At 38.4% G+C, this 24,686-nt stretch carries 25 protein-coding genes; 15 read left to right on the top strand and 10 right to left on the bottom strand.

Annotation, left to right across the window (positions count from 1 at the left end; genetic code table 11):
* Position 1: 1 nt before the first annotated feature.
* A complete protein-coding gene (locus HBH39_RS19175) occupies positions 2 to 484 on the bottom strand; it encodes a hypothetical protein (protein WP_167680427.1) in 483 nt (160 codons plus the stop codon).
* A gap of 107 nt (positions 485 to 591) precedes the next feature.
* Between HBH39_RS19175 and HBH39_RS19170 the strand changes: the two genes are divergently transcribed.
* The 14 genes from HBH39_RS19170 (at position 592) to HBH39_RS19105 (ending at position 15,335) form a co-directional block, all read left to right on the top strand.
* The gene (locus tag HBH39_RS19170; protein ID WP_167680426.1) at positions 592 to 3,066 is read left to right on the top strand and encodes an ATP-dependent helicase; all 2,475 of its coding nucleotides are present in this window, start codon (positions 592 to 594) and stop codon (positions 3,064 to 3,066) included.
* 143 nt (positions 3,067 to 3,209) lie between these two features.
* Entirely contained in the window at positions 3,210 to 4,295 is a 1,086-nt protein-coding gene (locus tag HBH39_RS19165) for a hypothetical protein (RefSeq protein ID WP_167680425.1), read from the top strand.
* 117 nt (positions 4,296 to 4,412) lie between these two features.
* Positions 4,413 to 5,012, top strand: coding sequence for a hypothetical protein (locus HBH39_RS19160; protein WP_167680424.1), 600 nt, complete (start codon positions 4,413 to 4,415; stop codon positions 5,010 to 5,012).
* A gap of 226 nt (positions 5,013 to 5,238) precedes the next feature.
* Positions 5,239 to 5,625, top strand: coding sequence for a hypothetical protein (locus tag HBH39_RS19155; protein ID WP_167680423.1), 387 nt, complete (start codon positions 5,239 to 5,241; stop codon positions 5,623 to 5,625).
* Entirely contained in the window at positions 5,600 to 6,877 is a 1,278-nt protein-coding gene (locus HBH39_RS19150; RefSeq protein ID WP_167680422.1) for a hypothetical protein, read from the top strand. The genes HBH39_RS19155 and HBH39_RS19150 overlap by 26 nt, the downstream gene beginning before the upstream one ends.
* Entirely contained in the window at positions 6,874 to 7,476 is a 603-nt protein-coding gene (locus HBH39_RS19145; RefSeq protein ID WP_167680421.1) for a hypothetical protein, read from the top strand. Before HBH39_RS19150 ends, HBH39_RS19145 begins: the two co-directional genes overlap by 4 nt.
* Before the next feature lie 42 nt (positions 7,477 to 7,518).
* Positions 7,519 to 8,829, top strand: a complete 1,311-nt coding sequence (locus HBH39_RS19140; protein ID WP_167680420.1) for a hypothetical protein — start codon at positions 7,519 to 7,521, stop codon at positions 8,827 to 8,829.
* 12 nt (positions 8,830 to 8,841) lie between these two features.
* Positions 8,842 to 10,149 carry a hypothetical protein gene (locus tag HBH39_RS19135; protein WP_167680419.1) on the top strand — a complete coding sequence of 436 codons (1,308 nt, stop codon included), beginning with the start codon at positions 8,842 to 8,844 and terminating at the stop codon, positions 10,147 to 10,149.
* A gap of 14 nt (positions 10,150 to 10,163) precedes the next feature.
* Positions 10,164 to 11,384, top strand: a complete 1,221-nt coding sequence (locus HBH39_RS19130) for a hypothetical protein (RefSeq protein ID WP_167680418.1) — start codon at positions 10,164 to 10,166, stop codon at positions 11,382 to 11,384.
* Between the two features lie 10 nt (positions 11,385 to 11,394).
* A complete protein-coding gene (locus tag HBH39_RS19125) occupies positions 11,395 to 11,577 on the top strand; it encodes a hypothetical protein (RefSeq protein ID WP_167680417.1) in 183 nt (60 codons plus the stop codon).
* A gap of 131 nt (positions 11,578 to 11,708) precedes the next feature.
* Complete coding sequence (locus tag HBH39_RS19120; protein WP_167680416.1) at positions 11,709 to 12,704, top strand: hypothetical protein; 996 nt, start codon at positions 11,709 to 11,711, stop codon at positions 12,702 to 12,704.
* Positions 12,705 to 12,728: 24 nt separating this feature from the next.
* Positions 12,729 to 14,036: a hypothetical protein gene (locus tag HBH39_RS19115; RefSeq protein WP_167680415.1), complete on the top strand. Its 1,308-nt coding sequence runs from the start codon at positions 12,729 to 12,731 to the stop codon at positions 14,034 to 14,036.
* Between the two features lie 133 nt (positions 14,037 to 14,169).
* Positions 14,170 to 14,400: a hypothetical protein gene (locus tag HBH39_RS19110; protein ID WP_167680414.1), complete on the top strand. Its 231-nt coding sequence runs from the start codon at positions 14,170 to 14,172 to the stop codon at positions 14,398 to 14,400.
* 71 nt (positions 14,401 to 14,471) lie between these two features.
* Positions 14,472 to 15,335 (top strand): hypothetical protein, encoded by an 864-nt coding sequence (locus tag HBH39_RS19105; protein ID WP_167680413.1) that lies wholly within the window; start codon positions 14,472 to 14,474, stop codon positions 15,333 to 15,335.
* 42 nt (positions 15,336 to 15,377) lie between these two features.
* On the opposite strand, the gene HBH39_RS19100 is transcribed toward HBH39_RS19105, so the two are convergent.
* From HBH39_RS19100 to HBH39_RS19065, 8 genes are all read right to left on the bottom strand, one after another.
* A complete protein-coding gene (locus tag HBH39_RS19100; protein WP_167680412.1) occupies positions 15,378 to 15,872 on the bottom strand; it encodes a hypothetical protein in 495 nt (164 codons plus the stop codon).
* A 183-nt stretch (positions 15,873 to 16,055) separates the two neighbouring features.
* Positions 16,056 to 18,257, bottom strand: a complete 2,202-nt coding sequence (locus HBH39_RS19095; RefSeq protein ID WP_167680411.1) for a hypothetical protein — start codon at positions 18,255 to 18,257, stop codon at positions 16,056 to 16,058.
* 19 nt (positions 18,258 to 18,276) lie between these two features.
* Positions 18,277 to 18,984, bottom strand: a complete 708-nt coding sequence (locus HBH39_RS19090; RefSeq protein WP_167680410.1) for a hypothetical protein — start codon at positions 18,982 to 18,984, stop codon at positions 18,277 to 18,279.
* 97 nt (positions 18,985 to 19,081) lie between these two features.
* The gene (locus HBH39_RS19085) at positions 19,082 to 20,353 is read right to left on the bottom strand and encodes a hypothetical protein (protein ID WP_167680409.1); all 1,272 of its coding nucleotides are present in this window, start codon (positions 20,351 to 20,353) and stop codon (positions 19,082 to 19,084) included.
* Positions 20,354 to 20,368: 15 nt separating this feature from the next.
* On the bottom strand, positions 20,369 to 21,442 hold the full coding sequence (locus tag HBH39_RS19080; RefSeq protein ID WP_167680408.1) for a hypothetical protein: 1,074 nt from the start codon (positions 21,440 to 21,442) through the stop codon (positions 20,369 to 20,371).
* Between the two features lie 61 nt (positions 21,443 to 21,503).
* The gene (locus HBH39_RS19075; RefSeq protein ID WP_167680407.1) at positions 21,504 to 22,160 is read right to left on the bottom strand and encodes an ankyrin repeat domain-containing protein; all 657 of its coding nucleotides are present in this window, start codon (positions 22,158 to 22,160) and stop codon (positions 21,504 to 21,506) included.
* Entirely contained in the window at positions 22,150 to 22,380 is a 231-nt protein-coding gene (locus tag HBH39_RS19070) for a hypothetical protein (protein ID WP_167680406.1), read from the bottom strand. Before HBH39_RS19070 ends, HBH39_RS19075 begins: the two co-directional genes overlap by 11 nt.
* Complete coding sequence (locus HBH39_RS19065; RefSeq protein ID WP_167680405.1) at positions 22,377 to 22,652, bottom strand: hypothetical protein; 276 nt, start codon at positions 22,650 to 22,652, stop codon at positions 22,377 to 22,379. Before HBH39_RS19065 ends, HBH39_RS19070 begins: the two co-directional genes overlap by 4 nt.
* A 136-nt stretch (positions 22,653 to 22,788) precedes the next feature.
* Here HBH39_RS19065 and HBH39_RS19060 point away from each other — a divergent pair, with 136 nt between their 5' ends.
* Positions 22,789 to 23,886 carry a tyrosine-type recombinase/integrase gene (locus HBH39_RS19060; RefSeq protein WP_167680404.1) on the top strand — a complete coding sequence of 366 codons (1,098 nt, stop codon included), beginning with the start codon at positions 22,789 to 22,791 and terminating at the stop codon, positions 23,884 to 23,886.
* Position 23,887: 1 nt separating this feature from the next.
* Here the strand turns inward: HBH39_RS19060 and HBH39_RS19055 are convergent, their stop codons facing one another.
* Positions 23,888 to 24,685, bottom strand: a complete 798-nt coding sequence (locus HBH39_RS19055) for a S24 family peptidase (protein WP_167680403.1) — start codon at positions 24,683 to 24,685, stop codon at positions 23,888 to 23,890.
* Between the last annotated feature and the right edge of the window lies 1 nt (position 24,686).

Here is a 24,686-nt window from a genome sequence, read left to right as displayed (position 1 = left end):
TTTAGCTCGCCGCGTCTAACCCCTCTTTGTTAAACTTTTCTCGCATGTTGGCCAAATGCGTTTGGCATTGTTTCTCGTAGTAGGCCCATTCTGCATCGGTATGCTTGATGGTCATTGCCCCTGTCAACACACGGCCTCGGTCATTTATGGTTAACGTTAAATTAAATCCATGCCCAAACAGTTTCACCACTTCTGGTGTGGAAAAGCGCATGTTGAAAATCAGCTTTTCAAAATGATATTCACCTTTTTCATTTACATACAAGGCTCGTTCATTCGGACGACTATGCGTTTCAATGATCTTTTTGAGGTGCTTTTTAAATTCAAATGGGTTTTCCATGTCTAAAAAGTTAACTTGATTTCGGGCATTCTTAACATGCAACCCGAATTCGGGTCGGTCGAGTCTGATGTTAAACATGAGATCACGGCCACCAGCATAGATTGCCTTATCGAATAACGTTCTAAAATACTCTGCTGAATTAACCATTTGCAAATCCCTCCTGCGCAGGTAGTTTGTTTATACTATTTAGACTGTGTAGTCTTTAGTTTCTGTAGTATAATATACTTAATGTGTATATGAAAGGTTGATTAATTATGATTAACGAGGTTCTTGGTCGTTTGAATAAGCAGCAACTCGAAGTTGCTACCACCACTAGCGGTATTATTCGCACTATTGCTGGTCCTGGTACTGGAAAAACTGGTACCCAGACAGCTCACATAGCCAATCTCATTAATCAAGGTGTTCCTCCCGAAGCTATCCTTGCTATTACCTTTACTAACAAAGCAGCGAGTGAAACAAGACATCGTATTGTAAAAAACACACAGGACTTGGGCAACGTTGGCTGGCAAGTTGCGGCATCAACGTACCATTCGTTTTGCCGTAAATTCGTATTAAAACCTTTCCAAAATCATGAAATATTTTATGAAATGGGCTACCTAAACGGGTTTATCATTCTCGATGATACGGATAGCGAGTCTGTAATGAAGGATGTGTATGCCAACAGTGTGGGCGGTTTTAGCCTTGTGTTAGATGCATTGGCCATTAATGAAAAACAAATGCTGCAACATATTTCTAATTACAGAGCTAATGGCATCGATTACAACGAGTTTTCACAGTCGATTAAACATGATGTGATAAAAATGGCAGCGGCTAAAGAGGTTAAATCAATCATCGACGCTTACCCCAAGTCCCTCAAGGATGTCTCAAAAGATAACCGTGAGCAAATGGTGAAAGAAGTCGGCCTGAAACTTCAGTCGATTAAAGGCGATTTCACCGATTGCGTAGTGGCAATCGCATGGAAACAGTATGCTAAGGCCTGTGCAGAGGCAGATGGCTTGGATTTTGATGATCAATTGCTGTTTACGATGAAGTTGCTCAAAGAAGACCCCAATGTTGCAGCTCGATTAGCTAAACGCTTTCAATATATTTTTTTGGACGAGTTTCAGGATGCGAACCTTTGCCAATGGGAGTTAGTGAAAAGCATCATTGAGCAGCAAGCTAACCCAGCCGTATTTATTGTGGGTGATGATCGCCAATCTATTTATCGTTTTCGTCACGCCGATGTTGATATCATGAAAAACCTTGAGCATGAATTTCCCGGTTGTATAACAAACTCATTGATTTACAACTACCGCTCTACCGGCGCTATTATTGATCTGTCAAATGCATTAAGTCGTGATATGCCCAACCAAATTGGTGACGGTCAGCTTATTGCCGCATCGAAAGTTCAAGGTGAAAAGCCATCATTAGAAATTTATAAAACCGCATTAGATGAGGCCAACGGTGTCGTTGCAGATATTCAAGCGCTCATTGCAAAAGGGGAGAATCCATCTGATATTGCAGTGCTTTATCGTAATCGTTCTGTTAACAAAGAAATTATCGAAGCGTTGAATAAAGCTCGTATGGATTATGAGATAATCGGTGATGTTGGTTTCTATCAAACTGCTGAGATTAAATCCGCTGTTGCAACATTGCGGATCTTGACTCGTAACAACGATGTGTTTGCCTACGCCAAGGTATTGGATTACGCAACCGTTGGGATTTCACCGGTTCGGCTGAAAACCACAACACATGAAAACGGCTGCACACCGCTTGCTGCGATTGCCATGATCATGGAAAAAGACAAAAGAGCCAAAAACAAGGCTGAAGGCTTTGTTACTGATCTTCAAAATCTCATCAAAACATCCAGTCAGATCATTAGTAAGGATAAATTCTTATCGATGGTACTCAATACGCCAGAACTGAAGCTTCATTATGATACAAACCCAGCCATTCGCGAAAAGGCTTCAGTGCATTATCAAGAGTACAATGCCCATTCAGTTAACAAACTGGTGACCGAATTTAAGCAGTTCTGGGAGTCGTATCTACTGCCTTCCTTCGTCAAAGACAGTAAAAAGGTGGCAGAAAAGAAATCCGCTAATACCGACGGTTCAGTTGATGATATTGCCAATGAGCTCGTTGAAAAAAGAGCGACTAACTTTAACGTTATTTTGGAACGGATCAGTGCTGACCTGCTTAAACCTGATGCAGTGCTGTCGGAGCTGGTGGACGATTTAGTTCAGCGTATCGATCAAGACGGTGATGAACAGCTCGACTCCATTCAATTGCTCACAAATCATGCTTCCAAAGGTCTTGAGTTTCAGCATGTTTTTCTCATTGGGACTGAAGAAGAGTCGTATAACTCACTTGAATCAGATGTGGAAGACATAGAAGAAGAGGGTAGAAATTTTTTCGTCGCACTGACGCGAGCTGAAAAGACACTCCATATCTCAGCATCAGAAACACGGGTAGTGAACGGGAACTTCACAAATCGCTCTCTCTTAAAGTTACTTTACCCCTTGCTCGACAAATTAAACATCTCAGAAAACACATTGAGCATATTGAATGGACCGGACGCACGATTTGAAGATGAGTTTCAAGTAGACCCGACGCCCACTAACGAAGGGATTGCAAAGGAAATGCAGCGTATTGGCGATAAATTCAAGCAGAGACATGTCGATAAGCAGCCGACACCAGATATCGAGGATGAGACAGAAGCAGACTTTAACCCGTCACCTGGTTTTTATTAATTTAGGACTGACGGAATAAAAAATGACCCCACGAGGGAGTCATTAAAAAGTACCTGAGCTAAGGGTATTTTTTATAAATTATAGTCTGACATTATGATTTTTCTAGCATTATTAAAAATATTTTTCGCAAGTGAGGTTAGTCCATGCATGATGTTAATTCGCTCACTCAGTTAAAATTGAACTTGGAGCAAAAGCTTGCTGCTAATACTCGCGCCATTATGTCGTTCATCGATACCTTGACGAGCAAAATAGCTTATGAAAAATTTGGCTTACATAATGTGCTAGAAGACACCGCTTTTAAGCATCAGTCTGCCAATTATGGGTTGTTTGAATTTCTACGCAGGCATTCTACCGATGATGAAAAATCATCTCGGTTTTATCTGATGCGAATGCTGCTAGAAATGGAGCGCCTTGGAACGCCTCATTCGGTTGACTTACGCAATGACGGTGCTGAAACTCAGATATATTTAAAATTTGGCAATGATCAAATGAGGTTGGGCTGTCTCTGTACTTTCAATAGTCACAGTACACACTCAAAGATTTACCTTACTGTTTGTGATGAGCGTATTGATAACGATAAACAGGCAAATCGGAGTTTTTCACAGTCTTTGCAATGCGCTTATTTGAAGTCAGATATCGACCTTACATCTTTACCAAGCTACTTGACGCTTGATAAATCGGCATCTGATATATTGGACTATGATAAAGATGTGATTAGCCCAATCGTTTTTCAGGCGTTTGTGCATGATGCGCTAATGCATCCAGATAACCTTGAGCGTTTTAACGGGTTGTTTGGTGGCAGGTTGCTTGCCCAGAATGATCGCTTTACTCATGAAGCGCTTCGTGAACTGGCTCAATCTCATAGCTTAGATAGTATACCCAAATTATCACTGTTACCTCGCATCGCTAATTTAGACAGTTACACCGGCTTTTATTTGGGCGAAAGTACAACGGCGGCGATGAGTCATGAATTGGTCCGTTTATTAGAAACGCATGCCACTACAGATGAGAGAATTGAGCTTCATGCGACATGCCAATTTTTAAAACTTTACGAAGCTGCTTTAGCTCGTCATGTACTTATTGAGCATGAAGATGCCATTAATGAGTTAAAAAACTGCCTCGAATTGAATCAACGCATAGAATCTGTTTTACATGATGATAGCGATCTAGAACAGAGTGATACCGCAAATCCGCAGTCAGATGTTTTTCATATTAATAATAGTCTTTAGCGTTTAGCTCACTTTACAAACAGCTAAACTATCTCTAATATAAATATACTTATCAAGTAGTAGAATAGTAAAGAATTAGCTATTAGTAATCGTGTTTCATTTTGTTTAGGATTGTTTATGTTAAGTATGCACAATGAAGTGGCGTTTTCGGATTTTGATGATGCAGCAAAAATGATTGATGACTTAATGACACCTTCGTCAGTGGGTCAGGTGACTAATCAAACGTCTGACATCGAGCAGGTTAGCGAGCAGGACATCGATGCTATTCTTGCTAGGCGCGACAAAATTGTGTTTTACATCTTGTCAGACGCTCAATTAAGACGGAGTGAAAACCGCGCAAATCTCGCCATGAAACTCAATGTTTCAATCGCAGTGTTAATGAAAGATCTCAAAGCACTCACTCATCCAGATGTGTGGCGAGGTCATAAAAATAGACTGAAAGAACAGTTAATTTTTTCCCAGCGTCAAGCTGAGTTGCTTTTAGAAAACCGAAAAAATGAAGTCACAGGACTGGTGTTGAAATTCAAACCATTTACGGCGCACTCTATTATTGATTTAACAGAGAGGTTTCGATGCACGCCTTCAGCAATCCTTCAGGATATCAATCAATTAAAATGCCCAAAGTATTGGTACACCCATCACATTGCAGGTAATCACTCAGTTGTAAAAAAAGCATCTGCCGCATTGAAATTTGCACGTATCCATCTCACTTACTAATCCCTGCAACCCAAGACCATAGTCACTTTGGTTGCTTGAGATGTGGCAAGTACGTGGTGATGTATTGCTTCGCCTTTCTCTTGCTATAACCTTGCTCGATCAAATACTGCATTATTTCTTGATACATGACGATATGCCTTTAACAGATCTTCTTCGTTAATATACTATACAAAATATTATACTTTTCGTATACTGAAAAAGTGATGCAACAAGGGTTGGTAGCGCTATGTATCTTACTAAAAAAAATTTACTTAAACTCAATTACTTTTCCTCTGCCTTTGTGCAAGAAATTCTCGTGCATGAACTGGGTGTTTGCAGCGATTCGGCCTATGTGGATTTCACCATTCGATTTTTAAAATCTGAAGATGTGCTTATGACCATCCACAATAACTCACTGGACCAAATTATTACTTTTTCTTATCTCTCCGGTGAAGAGTGTTCTGCCATGGCTGAAAACCCATACCGACTAAAGCATTTTATTCGCAAATTCCTGATCCCTGTTATGACGGGTAACTTCCCTATCAACGGCCAGCAATCTCTATCACCACTATCGATTGTGGAAGTTCAACTATTAAATGGTGAAATTCATGCAGACCACGATGATAAATCTTGAACATTTCCCGCAAAACCTTAGCTATTTAGAGCCCTCTTTTTCATCAGAGTGTGATTACATAGATTCATTACAATGCCGCATTAATAATTCCATACTGCAAGTCATTCCACTCGCACTCAGAGCTATGCAGAATGCAGCATTGCTTGAAATACCCAATGAGTTGCAGCAAGCCTTTGAACAAATGATCGAACACAATGAAATGCTTGGAATTGATGTCGCGGATATGGATGCTGAAGATGATGTCGTTATCCACCCTTCAGTCTCAGATTACTATGAATTTAATAATTGTTCAGGTTCACCATGCGAAGATTTGCGTACCTACCTTGCAATAAAAGGTCTTCACACATCTGAGGTAACGACGGTGACCCCCTCAGATAATGCGCGTGTGGAAATATTTGAATCAGACGGTAGGTTTGCAATAAATATATTACCGTTGTCAGTTGACGATGACGAGGCGATACGGTTCAGGCTTCGATTTTTCGTCAATAAGGATCTGACTGAAATTGACCTCAAGCATACCTTTTATACCGAATCATTTTGTGAGCGCGTGGTTGTTGGTCGCGAGGGACCAATATTAGCGCATCGTTTTGACAACTTAAGCAAAGATGACTTTATTGCTTGGAGTCATATATCTCAATTTACTCAATCCTATAACCATAGACAGGATTTGGATTGCATTTCCGGCTTAGTTGACACAACAAATCAACTGGTTAAGGCCATTTTTCAGCCGGAATTACATCATGATTTTGAAGAAATTAATCAATATATTCAGGATATGGGTTTGGATTATTCTTATTCACCTGTCCACGTACTTCATGATTTTCCTGCTATTATTCCTAAAATTCTCGCTACGCACCCCGTATCTAATGAAGCATATATCCGGCTCATTGATAATTTTGCAGCTTGCCTTTTCGAACAACACAATCACCGCGTTGACCTAGAGTTTGTAGAACCAATCTTTGATGAATTACTAGACTCGCTTTGTCATTGCCGCATTGCTTATCTCGATGACGCAATTAAAATCGGTGAATTTGTTCACGAAATTGACCGCATTAAAGATACGCTTAATTATCTCTCTCCGTCTTATAAATCCCTCTTTTCTACATTTAGCGTAGAGCTTGAACAATTTCATAATACTCAACTCTGCTCTGATTTATGTCACTCAATCGAACAGTCGTTGCTTAACACCCTTACGCCTTCACAGGTTGATGATGAACCTGAGTCTGTTCTACAACTGGGGAATTCTCTATGAGCACTGTAACTCATTCAGTTTATCAAACTGCGCTTGCGACAGAAGGTGTTACAGATCTGATGTATCAATATTTTTGTTATATGAATGATATGCCGATTTACTTAATCCCTGGGCGCAAGGGAGCACGATTAAATATGGAGAAAGGTGACGATTCTGCGTCGTTGCATAGCTTTAATTTAATGATGCTGGTGGATATTAATTTTGATGCAATTGTGAAACAGGGTGGCTCTTTAATTGCCCTTCAATATTTTCATGACTGGATAACTGAAGTTTTCGATGACCCAATTATTCTCGATAGAGCATCGCATAAATTAAGTAAGGCCATTCATACAGGCCAATCTAAAGCTAAGTGGGAGCGGGAATTTATACGTGGGCTAGCTCAAGACAAATTTATTTCGAGTCATTTTACACCTTCTGGTGACGTACATTATCGCTACCTTTACAAATTTGATGCCTTAGATGGCTTCTATAAATCTCAGCGTTATCTGGCAACAGACTTTGACGATGATTTTTGGGATACGCATCAATATTGGTTCGACTATTACGGGCCAGAGGAAGATGAGCAAGGGCTTATCCGTCATTTGGACTACTGCGCGTGATTTTGCTTGTCATATCACAATGTTTCTTTAAGCGGGGCTTTTATGTTAAATAAACCTAACTTAGATACTGATGCTATCACATCGTTTGAGCGCAATTTGATCCTCGCGACTGCCAACGTAGGCGTAGCAATATTTGGCCTCTTAAAAGAGGAATTGAGTTCTTTACATCCCTCGCTAATCAAAGAATTTAGCTCTAAATTGCATGTTGGCATCAATGATATTCTCGATGTTGATATTCTTGAGCATATCCAATTGGGTTTTTGTGATTTTGCTAACAATTACATTTATATAGACGGGATTGACGAAGAATTTTTTTCTGATGATGAGACTACTCGGATCAATCATGAGTTGGGAACATCGTACACGAATGAAGAGCTGAGTCTTGCGTTTGGCATGTTTATATTTTGCACAGAAGAATTGGATCAGGTCACTAAGGTAATTTACCACATTGATGAGTTAAGATCAGAACAGGGTTTTCATACTTCTTTTGAAACAGAGTCCGAGTCGATTTTCGCAGTTATTAATTTATGCCTTGATAAAGGTGTCCCAGAAGTATCCATAGGCTATGATAACGGCGAGATTTCATATCAAAATATCACATCAATATTAGAGCACTTCGATAAAAAACTTTCCAATCTACTATTAGAGCACTCGGGTATAACATGCCAGCAAACTGCAGCGTATCATGATGCAACGCCGCACTTGGGCCGGATATCCTTTACCGGTGATTGTCATCTTGCCACCCCTTTACTTGAATATCCCGTTCTCGACAGCCCGAAATTTGAGGAACGACTTGGTTTTTGTGTGCAGAATGGTGGCTCGATCAGCGAATCTATTGCCAATCTCGTCAAGCGGTCAGGGTATATTTCTCAATTTGTTCAATCTAACGATTCGACTGAGAATTATTCCGGTGAGTTGTCAGCTTATTGCCATTCAATTTTGTGTGATGAATATGCTCCGCTGCTATTAAGGTTTGGCTTTGAGCCGGAGGTTGACAATATCGTTGATATTCTGGACAAGCTATCTGTCTTAGCATCGTTGCCTGGTTGCACTTTAGAGAGTGTGGAATATTTGGCTTGTGAACTATCGGATGCTTATTTTAACGAGAAATCAGTAACCTCTTGCCCAGAAGAATACATGCGATTTATGGATCATCCGGTTTTTATTGGCTTGGAAAGATTACGCAATCATTTTAAGAACGAAGTGGTTTTAATTGATGATTATCGCTCGTCATTGCTTATGTCGGAGCTCATTGAGCAAAGCATTGATAATTTGGCGGTGACTAACAAAAGCATAAACACCGAATTCGATAAAGAAAACGCTAATGACCAGTTACCTTTAAATTCATTGTAAATTGAGGCGGTGATGATGCTTAACACACCTAATTTAGATAAAGACGCATTAATTCAAGATGAAAAAAACATTCATTTGACAATGTTGCGCCTGCATCGTGATGCCATCGGTTTTATGCTTGATGCTGTAGAGAGATTCGACCCCGCCATCTTAGCATTGTTTGCATCAAAATTTTGTGAAAATGGCATGAACACTCGTGACTGGCAAAATAGCTTATTCAGAATAGATTTTTCTGACAATGTTATCGCGTCGGACGATATTTATGAATCTAAAGAAGAACTATTTACCAAGGATGAAATAGTGCAACTTGCTGAACGCGGAGTTCAAATAACTGACGAGCGCGAGTTAAGCGTTATGTTTCTGTTTTGGTTGCAACGTCATTGCGATTTTCCAACCCTGCCAAGGGGTGTTAAATTTGGTTTTTTAAATAACGACGTTTTATTTCATGGGATGGATGTTGTTTTTTGCGACAATAAGAATGCCGCTCACTTTAATTTTTGTATGTGCGTTGCTGGTGATAATGTTAGACTAAGCATTGAAACCGAAGATTATGTTATTACTTGTCTTGAATCGTACTCTTTTTTTGATGGGCTAACTGAACTCGTACAAAGCAGGTTACCCAACTTTTGCGACAACCCCTTATATCAGCTTCATAATTCCTCATTAGAAGAAATAGGCAGTGGGCTTGTATGTAGTGTGTTACCTTCAATTTGGGATACTGAGTTTGACAACTCATTCCTTGCTGCGCTCGATTCTCACAAACCCTCATTAAGTCGCAGTCTTGAAAGATTATTTACTGCACATGGCAAAACACATCCTAACGAAATCCCAAGCACTATAGATGATATTGATTTTATTGAATTTATGGGTTGTGTTCTAAATAAAGGATTTCCCTCATTTTTACATAAATTTGGTGCTGAAAACGGTGATAGTGTCACTTGTATTTTAGATAAAGCGTGGGCCTTGCGTAAATCGGTCGCTGTAGAGGATAGAAATCGCTTTTTATTGGATGCTCAATTTATCATTTTTAACAACGCGCTACTCTCTGAAGTGTTTTTTGATAAAAAAGGTAACATCCAGCGCGATCAAAGCGAATTTTTTGAATTAATTGAGCATCCACTGTTTAAAGCACATTATGCGGATAATTTAACGCATTTACCAATAGACTTACAAACACCAGTCTCCATAGCGATAGAACATTATAATTCACTACAACTATCTAATAATATTGATAAATTAATCAATGACGCCGAGATGATTTCTCACCCATTGGTCGATCATGAAAACGACTGCAACAAACTGCCTTCAAACTCATTGTGATAGAGGAATTCGCTATGTTAACCAAGCCAAATTTTGATATTCCAACATTCAAAGACTTCGAGAAAGAAGTGCTTTCTGAAATTGTTAATACTGGTCAAAAAGTGCTTAGATTAATCGATGAGCAAGTATCCAATCTGCCAGATGGTTTGGTCGAATATTTTGATAATGTAGTTCATGAAAATCCAGATGATGATACTGACGACTATTGCGGCTTTTATCCTGATGAAAATTGGAACGAAAATACTTGCATGGCGATATTTTCTGATTCAGATGTTAAACATTTAAATAACACCTATAACTTGAATTTTTCAGCCGATGATTACTGTACAGCATTGGGTTTGTGGATAATTTCAGATGCTGATTTGGAAATTATATCTGCTATCCGCTATAAGTGTGCGGCATTGGATCATGATTTTCAGCATACCATTGGCTTTTCTGATTTTGATATAGGTTTTTTTATCACTTTAAATAAAAAAGGCGATCAATTTGATTTCAATTTCGGGGCGGGAGAATGGACATTAGACCTTAAAAGCTTGTCTCGTATTCTACCCGATTTTGAAACCCGCTACAGTGAACTCATGTCTCAAGAGCCTTTAACGTCGTTGGCTTTTCCAAAAAGCAATTTCCCATTTTATGAAGACCGTATCGATTTTAGTGAGCGCACTATCACTATCAACGATGATGATTTCAATCATTTTTTGACTTCAAATCAGGGAGATATGCTGAATAATCAGGCAACCATTAACCAATTAATCAGCCAATTTAACGAATACGACCTCTACGGCAAAACCATACCTGATGACTATGATTTTTTAAGAAATCTCACCCATAGTTTATGCCAAAGACCATTCGAGCTTGTTGCTGCCCGATTAGGTGCTGAAAAATCCGACAGTATTACTCATATATTTGACCGTTTGCAGCATATTTATACCGCTTTTGGCGATGATGTTTGCAATGCAAAGGTTGTTGCTGAATCGATTACTTATCATCATTTTAAAGATACATTGCTATTTGATAATGTAGACGAGCTATATAAATTTTCACAACATCCACTGACCAAAAGCATTCCAGCTCTATTTGACTACATCGACTACTCACAAGCAGAAATTAACGATTGTTATCAGTCATTATCGTTGGCCAATAGCATAGACAACCAGATTCAAGACAATCTATTGCACGATGAACTTAATAGCCGCACTGAAGAAGTGCATTTCGGTTTGAAAAACGCTTTATAGAGAGGTTGTTATGTTACGCCATCCTAATGTTAACTTAACCGATATAAAATCGAAGGAACAACGACTGGCGCTAATTGGTGCGAGCGCTGTGCTAGAGGCGGTAGCTTTGTTAAAGGAACGGATTGAGAAATTACCTCCTGTTATATTATCCATATTTGCTGATAAAGAACGGTTGATTGAGCAAGGGATTTAATCGATATTGATTGTTCTACTAACTCTGTTACACGGTTTAACTTCGATAAGGATGATTGGGAAGAAAATTATCAATTTATTGAAGATGTTGAAGTTGAAAAATGTGGCGATTATTCACCTGAAGATCTTGCTTTGCTGTTTGACATATGGGCATTCTTTCAGTCTGAGTTAAATATTGATGGCGTATTAGATCACATGGATATCGTATCTCATGAGGCCGCAACAAGTTGCTGTTTAAGGTTTGTTAGCAGCTTACCTTATGAACGTGACTTTCATTTTGATCTTCAATGTGACCCTTATGGTGAATTTTCTCTCACAGTGAATACTTTCAATAACGATGTCCTTAGTGATGTATTATTTCGAGCGTTACCAGGCTTTAAAGATGAGCTAAAAAGTGTTCTCGGTTCGGGAAGTTTTAATTGCCTCGCATTCAATAAATTAGACCCGTTATTTCGTGTCACAACTGCATTTGTTTCTGAATTTGAATTCTTTCGTACTATAAAAGATGTTGATATTTTCTCTAATGGCTTTCCCCTTTTGATTGGTGAGCAATTATCGGATTTGTGTGGTTCATTCACAGCCAATAAGCTAGCTTTTGAAAAATGTGTGACTGAGTTTAATGATTTCCAGTTAAATAAGCCCCTATCTGGTGGTCAGTTAGATGATGGAGAGAGGATTATGTTAGCTCATAAGTTATTCTGTCATTGTGGCGATAATAAATCGTTTTTTAACAACTTTTGCTTACCAGAACCTCATCAAGCGTCAGCGATATTGGATATAGCGCAAGAGATCGCGCAGACTTTAGAATTACAGTCTTCAGAATATTCAGATAATAGTTTATTCGTGACTTACCAAAATATATCACCGTACTGTGTTGGTTTAGTTAAAAATCATTTTCGCGGCAAAAATGTGATTGACCATCTAGAGGATTTTGAGGGTGTATTTTCTCATCAAGCGTTTTTATTCTTACCAATACTGTCAGAGGCTTTAGACATTCAGCTTGAGGAATTCAACGCCATCAAACTAAGTCAGAGTATTGATTTAGCCTTATCGAATAGCTCTATTCGCAGCACTGATCTTGAGACTGAAGTCGTCGATATCTCATTATCAGTATCAAATAGTCTTTGATTTATCAAAGCAGGGGGGCGCAACATGAATATTCACAAAGCAATTGAAAACTCAGCATTAGACTCATGTGTTATTAGCCAAGACCACTGCCGATTTATCGCTAACATCGTTAAGCAAGATGTCGCATTTTTTCAATTATTGGCATCAAACTATTTAAAAAAGTTTGATAGTAAACTTGGCCGTGAACTGGCTGAGCGTTTGGAAGAGATCTATATCAGTGAAAATAGTCGGCAGACAACTGATAAGTATGAAAACGAGTTCTATGCAGCTGATTTTTTGCATATAGATAACCGCAACGATCTGGATATGGAAGTCTTAAAGTGGGGGGCGTTTAGGGATGCTCATAAACTAGAGCTGCGAATTGCTGACATTTGGGCTTTTAACTCACAATCGACAGGGCTGCTTAATGCTGATGAGCTGGATTTATGTTTTTGGAATGGCAATCAAAGTTTTCACATCATTCACCATGAGCAACCATTTTTTGAAGAAGATAAATTAACGTTAAAATTAGGAAACCGGCGTCAGTCGATAGAGATCTTACCAATACGAGAAAAACTTTGCACGATAAGTGAGGTAGAACAGCTATCTTCATTAGCCGATTTAAATAAAACATTGCGATATCACAGGATGATATTAAATGCTTATTGCTTACTTTCATCGGTCAACCTGACAATTGAAAATACTGATGATTTTTTGCATACTCACCCTTTAGGTGCTTTTAATCATGTCTGCCAGTTAATCGACCTTGCATTTGAATACCCGCAAAACATTAATGTAATTGCCGACCGTATTACACAGTTCACCAACACTTTCTGTGATTTGGCAGATTCTTGGTCGTTTAAAACTAGCCTTAAATTCCACCAAACTCATCCCAATTTCAAGCTAACTGAGGTTTTGCCCGTCATTAAAGAATTAGGTGATTGTTTAGCTAAAAGCCCGGCTAACGAGCGGCTAATATGGGAAGTTGGTTACAGCATCTTGAACGACCTCATAGACACTGAATTTGAAGAGACAGTTTCAAGCCCAAATCTCCTTACAAATGAAGAAAAACTTGTCAATTTTGAGCTGGTGGTCGAATCTGACCTTACAATTGAAGAAAAACTTGCCAATTTTAAGCTGGTGGTCGAATCTGACCTTCATCCATATTTCGGACTAGAAGAGACTTATGGAGAAAAATATATACAGATAAAAGAGCAGGTTGCTTGTGAATCTTTAGCCAAAAGCCTCGATGCCGCAGTATCTGATTTTGCTCCTGAACAGTTACCTATAGCCGCTGCTAAGGAAATTAAAGAGAGTGAAATAATTGATCCTATCCCGCTAAATAGCCTTTAAAGTTACTTTACACATTTGGAGCATCCTTTTTGGCTTCGGTCATCTAGTTGGAAAGCGCTTTAGTTTATGCTATATTTCACTTAATGTATGCATGATAAGTGCATTTTGGGCGAATTTCTAAATGGATAGGTTTATGAGCACACAACATCGCCAAGGCAACATTACACAGTCTCAGCAGCAAGCACTAAACCTAATTGAGTTCATTAGAACGCTTAAACAGCTTTCAAAAGAACAGGCTCAGTCCGTAAATAGCGGCCTATTACGATTGCGTGATCCCGCAATCGACAACGACTTCTCGCTTCTGACAAATGTTTATTGCTATGGCACTGGAAAGACAGTGGAAGATATAGAACCCATCAACTAGCATCTATGCTGCATGGCAGAACCTATCCGCTTAAGAGAGATGAGTTATATCATGAATTTAAGCATTGGGCGTTGGAGAAGACCGTCATAGAAGAACACAAAGTATCTGTGGTTGCGATTTCTTCACCACAAGATCTTAAGTTTATTAATGCTCAAAATTTGGACATCTATATCTCCACTATTGAACTACCTCGGATTAAATTAACATTTGATTTAGCGTCAGGTGACTTATCGCTAGCAATGACTAGCATAAAATCACCTGAAGTCATCCCTCTTCGCACCCAGCTAGCGTCTGATGAAACTGAATTAAAGGCTGTCGCACTGGCAAAACAACTCGATAATGCAGCTAAGGCTTATTTAAAAGGTTTTCGGATAGAATTTATGAATCTTGATGATTCAATTGAACATTGCGATGCTATTTATAAAGCTATCCCTTTTTTTCATGCAATAGAAACCTTTATCTGTGATGGCTCTGATGCTGCATTTGAGGATTTTAAAGCTTTTAGAACTGAGAATTGTCCTGATTTGAACCTTGCAAAACATGTTTCATTGATTCTCAATCAGTCACAGATAGCTGAACAAATCGGCGCCAAAGCATTGCATAGTCGATTAACTCAACTTAACACATTAGACGACGGTGACCCGTATTTTATCGAGCAAATATTGGCTGATTGTTATAACACACATAGGATGTCAGATCGTTATATTGCAGAGCTATTAAATATTGAAACTGTCGATTTTAATAAGATACGCAAATGTGATTTAGATCTTTCCTATCACTACAGTAACGACCCAAGCAAATATCAGGAATTAGCTTCATGCTTAGCCTTATCTGAATCGCTTAATACCCAAATAGCAAGTGATATTATTACTTCAAGCTCAATCTGCGCTAAACCAGATGTTGAATTAAACCTTAAACCGTTAAATAGTATTTAATACAAAGTTGACGATCAGAAGTTGTATTTTATTTGATGGGCTTCACTCCAAACTACTCAGGTCCAGATCCGCCAATTCTACATATCCAATACAACCCGTCAGTAAATCGTTATATGACATTTTTAGCGTTACAGCCAATCGTATTAGTGAAGCCTTCCCTTTGTTAGATGGAAAGTTATATGATTTCAACTCGCTTAACTCAGTTAATTGCTGCATTAAGCTCGCTTTTCCTTCATTGCAGACAGATAGGCGTCTTGAATATAGGTCTTGTCTATAAGCTTTGGCGTAATTCAGATGCTTAAAATGTTGCTCATCTACGTTTGGTATAGTAATTTGCACGTATTCATTAATACTTTCCCAATCATCCAGCAGCTCTAACTCTAGATCTAATAATTCCTGAGATAACTCTTCTACTTGTTTATTAACATCGTCCAAATTTTCTGAGCTCTCAACCCAGTCAGTGTGATAGTCAAAAATTATACTCGTTTGAATAAGTGATATTACGACAAGAATCGCTATGATTATGTTTTTTGACATATATTGATTTTTCCAGAAATTCGTTTAGTCAATTAGACCGTTCAGTAGAAAATAATACATGTTTAATTTTTTTGTAACTACACTACGTTGAATTATTTTTTAAGACTAATAATAAATGATGGATAGTTAAGAAGTGTTAGCTGTATTTTAAAGCGAAAATATCAACTAACACCTCATCCTTTTTTACAGGTGTTCACCTACATGGAATATCACTAATTTTTTATCAATCACATCGAAATGAATTCGTAATGTTTTTTCAGCATTAATTTTATACCCAAGGCGAAGATGCTTATCGAATTGGTAAACTTTCCCGTTGTATTCACCGGTTCGCTTATCTTTTTCCGCACCTGCTTTGCTTGCAATGCAATCATTGGCGGCAAATTGATTTAAAGGAAAGACTTTACGGGCTTCGCAATCACTCTTGCCGCTAGCAATCGCGGGTAGGTATTCATTGCTTAACTTCAACAATGCTTCCCATGACTTTTCTGTATTGTTATAGGGTGATGATTTAGCAGACGCCATCGCATTTGGTAATACAACAACATCTGGGAACAGGGCCGTTAACGCTAGAAGCTGGTCTTCTAATGTAGTTTTTTGCGGTGAAGTGATGATAGTGCGTAAGATGGGTACCACTTCACTATCGTTTTCGCGTATATTTTCGATTTTTTTGCCAACCAAATGTTCTCGTTCAGCCTTTTGAGCCATTTTAATTTGCTTTAATTGCTGTTGTAGAGCTTCTACATCTGAAGTCAACGAGTTGATTTGATTGATATATTCATCAACCTCTTTTGAATGCTGAATTTGCATTTCAGAAGTCTCATTGGTTTCATGCGATGTTGATTCTGTCGTATCCTTAGCGTTCTCAGCTATAAAAGTTTCAAACATAGATGTGGTAACATCAATCACTTCGTTATATGCATCTATATGGTTTTTAAGTGTATTTAGACATTCCTGGTACATTAAATCAAATTCTTGGTTAAGGTCTTTGATTTTTTCTCTATTTGCCATTGGGTTGCTTGAATATGCCAGCATATTTTCATTATATTCATCAGCCAATTCGCAAGCTTCGTTGTAACCTTGTAATATCTGTGTGCGAACATCATCATCCGTGTGCGTCTTTACATTTTCTTGAAGTGTTTTAGAGATGGGGCAGGTGGACTTCATTTGCTCATCGACAAGATTTAACAGGTATTCAATTTTGTCGATAGACAGTTTAGGTATATTGGCATCTTCTATCTTGCTGCAATATTCGTTATTTTTGTTTATGAAATTATTCAATTCAAGGGCCAATTTGGACAATGACTCGTCCTTATTCTTGAAACTTAAAATATTTTCTATAACAAGAGAATTAATTTTTATCAGATTTATTAGGCTTGTAATATAAACATGGTTATGATTGTCAAAATTGGGGCTTGATACTTGAGATTGAATCAACTCAGTTGCTTCTATAAATAGCTTTGAAAATTGGTACATTAAAGCCCTGGGGTAATCTTCTGGTTCATATTCAGATAATTTGATCTTAACTGGTATATGGGGCGGCTTTAATGCGTCTTCAAAAGATATTAACTCCGGCTCTCCAAAATTATCAATTAGTACACACAATGAGTTAGCTAGAAAGTGCTGATATACAACTGGGTTTTCTTCCATGCACAACAAAATCATCTCTGTTGATTCTAATTTTGATGCAACTGCAAAATATGCATAGAGATCCAATGATTTTTGCTCTACAGGTCGCTCATCCAGTAATCGCTCCCATATGTCCGTTGCTAAATAACTGAGCGCAAATCTTATTGAAGGCATTAAGTCATTTTCAACCCTCAATGCTGCGGATAGCAGCCTTTGATGGTTTTTAGGGAGCTCATTAAAATTATAGGGTGATCCTTTCATTCCATCGATTAAACCAAAGCAGTATGTTTTTATACTTTTGAAGTTAAATCGCGACTTAAAATAATCTTGCAGCAAGTTCCATTCAAAACACTTTTCATTCCTCTCAGACATTATTTGTCTTGAACGGTGGTCAGCATGAAGAAAAAACCACCCTTGCTGTTTTTCTGTCAAACTGACATCTAACTTAGTCCTTTTTACTAACTCCTTGATAATGCCAAACTTCTTCAAGGTTTTTAACCCTGTTTGTTTCTTCATTCCTGCAATATCGGATGCAGCTGGTTTAGGCACATAGGCGATAAAATCAATGCCTTTTGGAAAACCCATAGGGAAGCGGAGAGCATCTTCTAGGGCTTCAATATCTTCGCCATCATCGTCATTGAATCGCTCGTTATGTTTAAGATCCTCTAGCGAATTTTTGAAGGAATGGATTATCTCTCTTAATTCATTCTCTGGAATATTTGCTATATCTTCTAATATAGAATTCTGTAAATTTCTCATATTTAGCCTGTTATTTAAGTTAGTCAATCTTCTCTGGTAAAAACTGCTTATCTATTTCTTTGATATCTATTAATAGCTGAGATATAGCTTCATTGGGTGTATTTATATCGTGTACTTTTGCATATTCCATCAGACGGTCGTAGGTAAGGGTATCCACCGTAATTGTGCAAATCTTTTTTCTTTTATTGGCTTGGCTTATTAACTTTCTGATATATTTCCAGCCATCATCAGAGAATATTTGATTGCAATACATATTAATAACCGTCACGATATGAAGTTCCATTTCTATATCATTTTTTACCTGCTCAGTGTATTTGCCACTTTTTATTAATTTATCAAATTCTCTTAAAGCTCGCTTCAATTCTAAATCTTTATTTGTCTGTTCTTCAGCCGTAAACGATTTAAAATAATTATATTGCTGATATTCATAATCATATCTTAGTGCTAATACTTTACTAATGATAGGTGCGGCAGTTATTAATTCATTAGGCATCAATAAATACAGTTTTCTCCCAGAAGTAGGGGCCGTATACTGGTATTTCCATAAAGGCTTCGTTATCCTGCTCAAAATTTGTTCCTTTTTAGTCGTTATTGCCGTTTGTGCGCTATGACAAAATTTCTTGGCAAATGGCGGTAAACTTTTAAAGTGTAATAGTATGTGCAAACATTCTATCAGCACCAAATTTACTTGTCTAATAAAATGTTTGCACATTTTACTACGTATCATAAGGACGCTTATGATACGTAGCAAAACAAAAAATATTTAGTCAGTGCGATTCGTCACTTTGTTTAGTCAATACAAACGAAATTTAGTTATAGTGTTTTTAGAGCGAATTGCGACAAAGATCATTATGATCATTTTGTCTTGCGTCGTTTTGTTGCGATTCAATGGCAGATGAGTTTTTTTCGATTACTTTGTCAATTGTATTGGCCAATCTTATTGAACACACTTGTTCCTTTTGGAGTTCGAACTTATCTTGCAATTCTTTATTTGACAAAAAAACCGGATGTTCAAAAAAAGCTGAATAATCATCGTAGTGTTCTATTACGTCTTTATCTGAAAAATATTGGCGGGCCAATGAACTGGCCTGTTGACTTAACGCGCTGTAATCTGTTGGGGAATTTTGGTTTAGGTTTAGTTTTGTGATCACGCTTTTAATAATGTCAAATATCTCGGTAATTTTGACTGGCTTTTCTAAGCACAAATTCCGACAAAAGCATTCTATATCTGGGTATCGTGCATCAAAAAATATGCGCCTTGCAAAAAATAGCTTATGCTGTGGCCTCTTATCTATATATTGCCCCGTATTTGGCTCATACTCATTGAACTTTTTAATATTTGCCATCAGAGATGCAGTTTGGCTTGCATATGATCCATCGATTTGTCTTATTGATTCGTAAAGATGGTTTTCAAAATCAGGATCTGTCATGTTTTTGTATTGCATCTCATGTCGCACATCATATTCTATTAACTTTCTACCCCTATTATCCATTAGTAACTTGGATAAATGCTCAAAGCTAGGTAATTCATCGAACGATATGGCTTTATGTAATTCGTCACTAAAACCGTCCAGCAATGTGTTAATTTGACCTCCGCTGAGTGCTTTCCTCGCTATTGTCAGTGCTAGTTCTATGCTGTTTTCTGTTGATACTACTTCGAAAGATGTCCAATTTGAGTCATCAGAGTAGTAATAAAGCTTGTAACTTTTTAGGTCATTATTCTCAAAATGAGCATCAATAGATGCTAATTTAATATCACCATCGAACATCTTGACTGCGGTCCATATGCCGAATAACATCGATAATTCATTTTGCGTAAATTCCCCGCCGCAATAACTAACATCTTCGACTGACATTAAATCTTGAACGTTTCCATCAATTTCTGCTGTATTGATGAGGTAATCTACACGGCCTATGTCGCCATCATCAATTTGATTTGCCTTGTCATTAAATAAACAGATAACATCCTGATTTAAAGATTTAATTCTTTCTTTCAAGACTTGAATAGCATTATTTACTAAACTATACGTTTGTATTGCTATATTATATTCGGCCTTATTAATGGCCTTTATATCAAAATTAGGGTGCTTTAGCATATGTTACCTACAAATTTAGAGTGCATTTTGAACACTTAAGTCATCACTTTGTCTGACTTCATTTTCTACTGCCGTGATATTTTGTAATTCATTGTCGATTAGGTTTGCCAATTGATGACATGAATTGAACTCAGCTATCTCACGCTCATGGTGTACCGCAAACCGATTGAATTCATAGTGCTCGTCGAGTACATTCTTGTTAAATGCTGGATTTGACGTCATCGTGTAATAAGCGCTTAGCTTTTCGGTATGTTCCAACCTTTCAAATTGCGTCGCTAGTATCTGCAACATAGCGGATTGAGCTGTAAATTGCTGATCTGTATGATTGTCTGAATTATCAATTACCTCTATCAATACCTGCATATTGCTGAGTATTGTCCGAGGCATTGGCCAATCAGCATTATCTTTGCTAAATAATTGATCTATACGTGTATCTACCCATTGGTTTGAGGTGAATTCCTTTATCAACAACCGCAATGACTCTTGAAACTCTGTTTCACATTTATTAATAATTTCAGCTAGATGTTCTGCATCTTGTATTCTTTCAACTGCAAAACCATTAGCCAAAAAATCAGTCACTACTTGGACATATAGCATCTTTTTTATATCGTCAGGTGCATCATCAACATTCACTTTGTCGGTTACTTTAATTTCACAATTAAAATAAGCAATGCTATCTACGAGATCACCATTCAACTTATTGATTTTTTGACTTAGCTGTACAAGTTCCTCAATTGTGCCGATATCTGGCCATTCTAACTGCGCACCCCATCCCGTAGGGAGCCTATAGTCAGTGATGACTTCAATAGGCTCAGATAAGTAGAGTCTTATATTAAAACGTGATTGATTTACCAGTTCATGTTCTAGAGTTACTATAGGCCATAGCTCATTACAACTAATGAACCTTTGTAGTTTAAATTTAGTTGTAAAACCGTCGTCATTTTCATTTAAGATGGCATCACAGGCTTGTAACATATCATCGTCGAAACTATCTTCTTTCATTTGTTTGAGGATTTTTGGCAAAACCTGAAAGCATTCGTTTTTGATAGTGCTGTTAACTTCGTACCAGCGCTGATACTTAATTAACACTTGGTCGAGTTGCTTGTTAAGATAATCATTCCTGTGCATATGACCGCCCTTTTGTCCATTATTACAACGAATTATTGAAACTTACATCATCGACACTTTCTGCTTCCTGTGTTTGAACACATCTTTTATCTAGCTCTTCGGCCACACTAATATCGATCCTTAACGCCATTATGTGACAGCGCATTTTGTCGGTTTTTGCCCAATCTTCAACGGGTAAATCTAGACCACAAGCAGCCTTAAATTTACCTGCCATGGCGAGGATTTGGGTACTTTGAAAGCGATTACCAGTAATAGCCCAATAAAGCGCACTATCAAAGTCGGCGTGTATATCCGCACCCTGCTCAAGTAGATATTTAATTATGTCTGGTTGATCACAACAAGATGCAAAACGCAATGCTGCATTTTTGTTGGATTGCACACCAGCACCGAGTTCTTCTATCAGGTATTGGACGATATGTTGGTGACCGCCAATAACGGCGTTAACAAGAAAATCGCCGTTATCGAAGTTAATATCAATCCCTTTTATTGCCGCTTGCTTTATCACATCAAGGTGACCATCACTGCACATTTTCGCGGTGATCAAATTAAGCTGGTATGGTGTAATGTCGTAGTTGGTGATCAGTGTTTTGAATTGTTCTGTATCCACTTTATCGTCGTCCAAACAACGATTTAAGAAGTCATGGTCTAATAAAGGGAGGTGATTGTTTTCAATAGTCATGGCCTGCACCATTACTTTCACCCATCAAAGCGAGTTTTTGGTGTGTAAATAATGGATCAGCACCGATGAACACTTCATCAGGAACGTCATGCCACTCTTCGCGAATGATATCAAACTCACCTTCGTTCCAGAGTCTTAAAAAAGTCATCCCCTCTTCCGCAGTTAGCGCATATTCGATAGCGGCTACAGCTGGGTTAATATATTCACTGTCGATAATCATAATTTGCTCACCTTACTAAATGGTTGTGACAGCATTTTTTTCCAAAGTTCTGCTATCACTACAGTATGACCATCAATACCAATGACCTTCAGTTGTCGGTTTGGTAATCCAGTATCGATGGTCTGATACTTTTTGGATTTTCGGATGTTATACAGATAACCCGATGCGGTCCTTGCTGACACATTTAAAAGACACCCCAGCGACGATGCGGTATAAAAAGCATCACTTTTCATCATCAACTCGGCCACAGCATTGGTACTCAACTTAGTCATAATCACCCACCACATGACATTTTATCGATTGTTATGTCATCAGCTTAATCCCTGCTGCTACTTTACTAATGTACTTATCAAATACTACAAAGGTTAATCGAATTTTGCAAATGTTAATAGAAATATCGGATTATTCTTGCAATTAAACCGAGTGACTGCTAACATTAAGCCGTTGATATTTAATGAGTTTGGTACACTGATGAACACGATTGCCAAATATAAAGGTAAAGTTACTTTAAAGAATGAAGCGGATTATTTTTTCGAGGATGAGATGCCGCCTTCATTTAACCAGTTCGCAGATTCAGTTGAAGCATTATTAAATAACACTCGTGCCAGTAAAACGATTGAGACTTATGAAGACAATATCAAGCCGTTTTATGAGTTTTGTGCTGCTAATGGTGTTCAAGCTATCCCCGCAGATCCACGAACCGTGGCGATATTTATTTCTTATCAGGCCAACCATTGCGTTAGCCAATATGGTAAAGCGCTCTCGGTTAATACGATTGCAACCCGTATCGCAGCAATTCGCTACTTTCATATCAAGAGCGGCCTTCCCTCGCCCACCGATCATCAAATCTGCATCGATACGTTTGATGGCTTAAAGCGTGTTCGTGATCGTCAAACTCAGGATACTCGCCAAGATCCTATTTTGTACCCTGACATCGAGAGCTTGTTAGAGGCCATTGGCCCAGATGACACGCTAAAAGCCGTCCGTGATAAGGCAATCCTCACCCTTGGATTGCAAGGTGGCTTTCGACGTTCTGAATTATGTGCGCTTAAAGTAAATGATTTATCATTTCGACGTAATGCACTTCGCATTGATATTAAATTCTCCAAAGCGAACCAGAAAAATAAGCTGGAATGGAAAGAATTACCTATTGATGAGCCTTTTGCAGCGTATCCTTTTGTGCAGCGCTGGCTAGCATATTCTGGGATCACTGGCGGGCATTTATTTCGAAGTATATCTCGTGATAAGCAAACCATTCGCACTTACGAAGAGGATATCGCAGCAGGCAAAGTTAATGGGATTTTAAGTGGTAATGATATCTATCGCATGATCAAGCAGTATTCAGTTGCCGCAGGATTGCAGGCTTCTCGCATTGGCGCTCATTCATTGCGTTCAGGCTGTGTTACTCAATTGGCTGAGAATGATAAAACAGACCTCTACATCATGGGTAGAACTGGTCACCAAGACCCTCGCACGTTGCAAAATTATATTAAGCGCAAAGATTAAATCACATCAACTCTGGCACTGGGGTTAACAGTCGAATTGACACCGCCACGACCCCCTCAATGCTAAAGTTTGTGAAATGATTGATAGATTGCGGGGCGTGGTTTCCACCAGCAGAGAGTAACAAATTATTTGGTAAATCTATCATTTTGCAAGCAAACTCACCGTCGCAGTTGCACACCACAACCGATCCATTTACCGCCTCAAGTGCTCTGTCCACAAAGATTAAATCCCCATCAAAAATGCCAACATTTTGCATGGAATGACCGCTTCCCTTGGCTATGAACGTGGCCACAGGGTTGATGTTAACCAAGTCATCAAGATCATACGGCAATTCGCTAAAGAATCGATTTTCGGCATCGAAATCTTTAAATCGATTATCGGGATCAGCATGCACTCTGATACAGAATGGCACTACACCTAACACCTTGAAATCGTCCATTTCACTGACTATCGGCTCATTAACATATTGGCCATCTGGCAGGACTTGAAATAATAGGTTGTTATGCGTATCAATAAGCCTGCAAATCACTTGGCCGTTATAAAGACATAACACCGCATCATTCATCGCGGGTGTTAATGACTGATTGACGACCATCAAATCACCCTTAAAAATCCCTTTACCCGCCAAATCGTCCTCTTGTGCTACTGTGACAGACATGGCGCTTGGCGAAGCGATGAGTAAACTATGCAAACTTAATGGCGCTTGAGAATAAGCGCTCGCGGGACTTTCAAACCCAGTAATGCCGAGAGACACCCGCATGAGGTTGGCGCTGTGTTCATTTTCAATTTTGGGTTTCATC

The sequence above is a fragment of the Shewanella aestuarii genome (genome assembly GCF_011765625.1).
In the GTDB taxonomy this organism is placed as follows: Bacteria; Pseudomonadota; Gammaproteobacteria; order Enterobacterales; family Shewanellaceae; genus Shewanella; species Shewanella aestuarii_A.
Note: the sequence above shows the minus strand (reverse complement) of the source record. Positions and strands in the feature narration are given on the sequence as shown.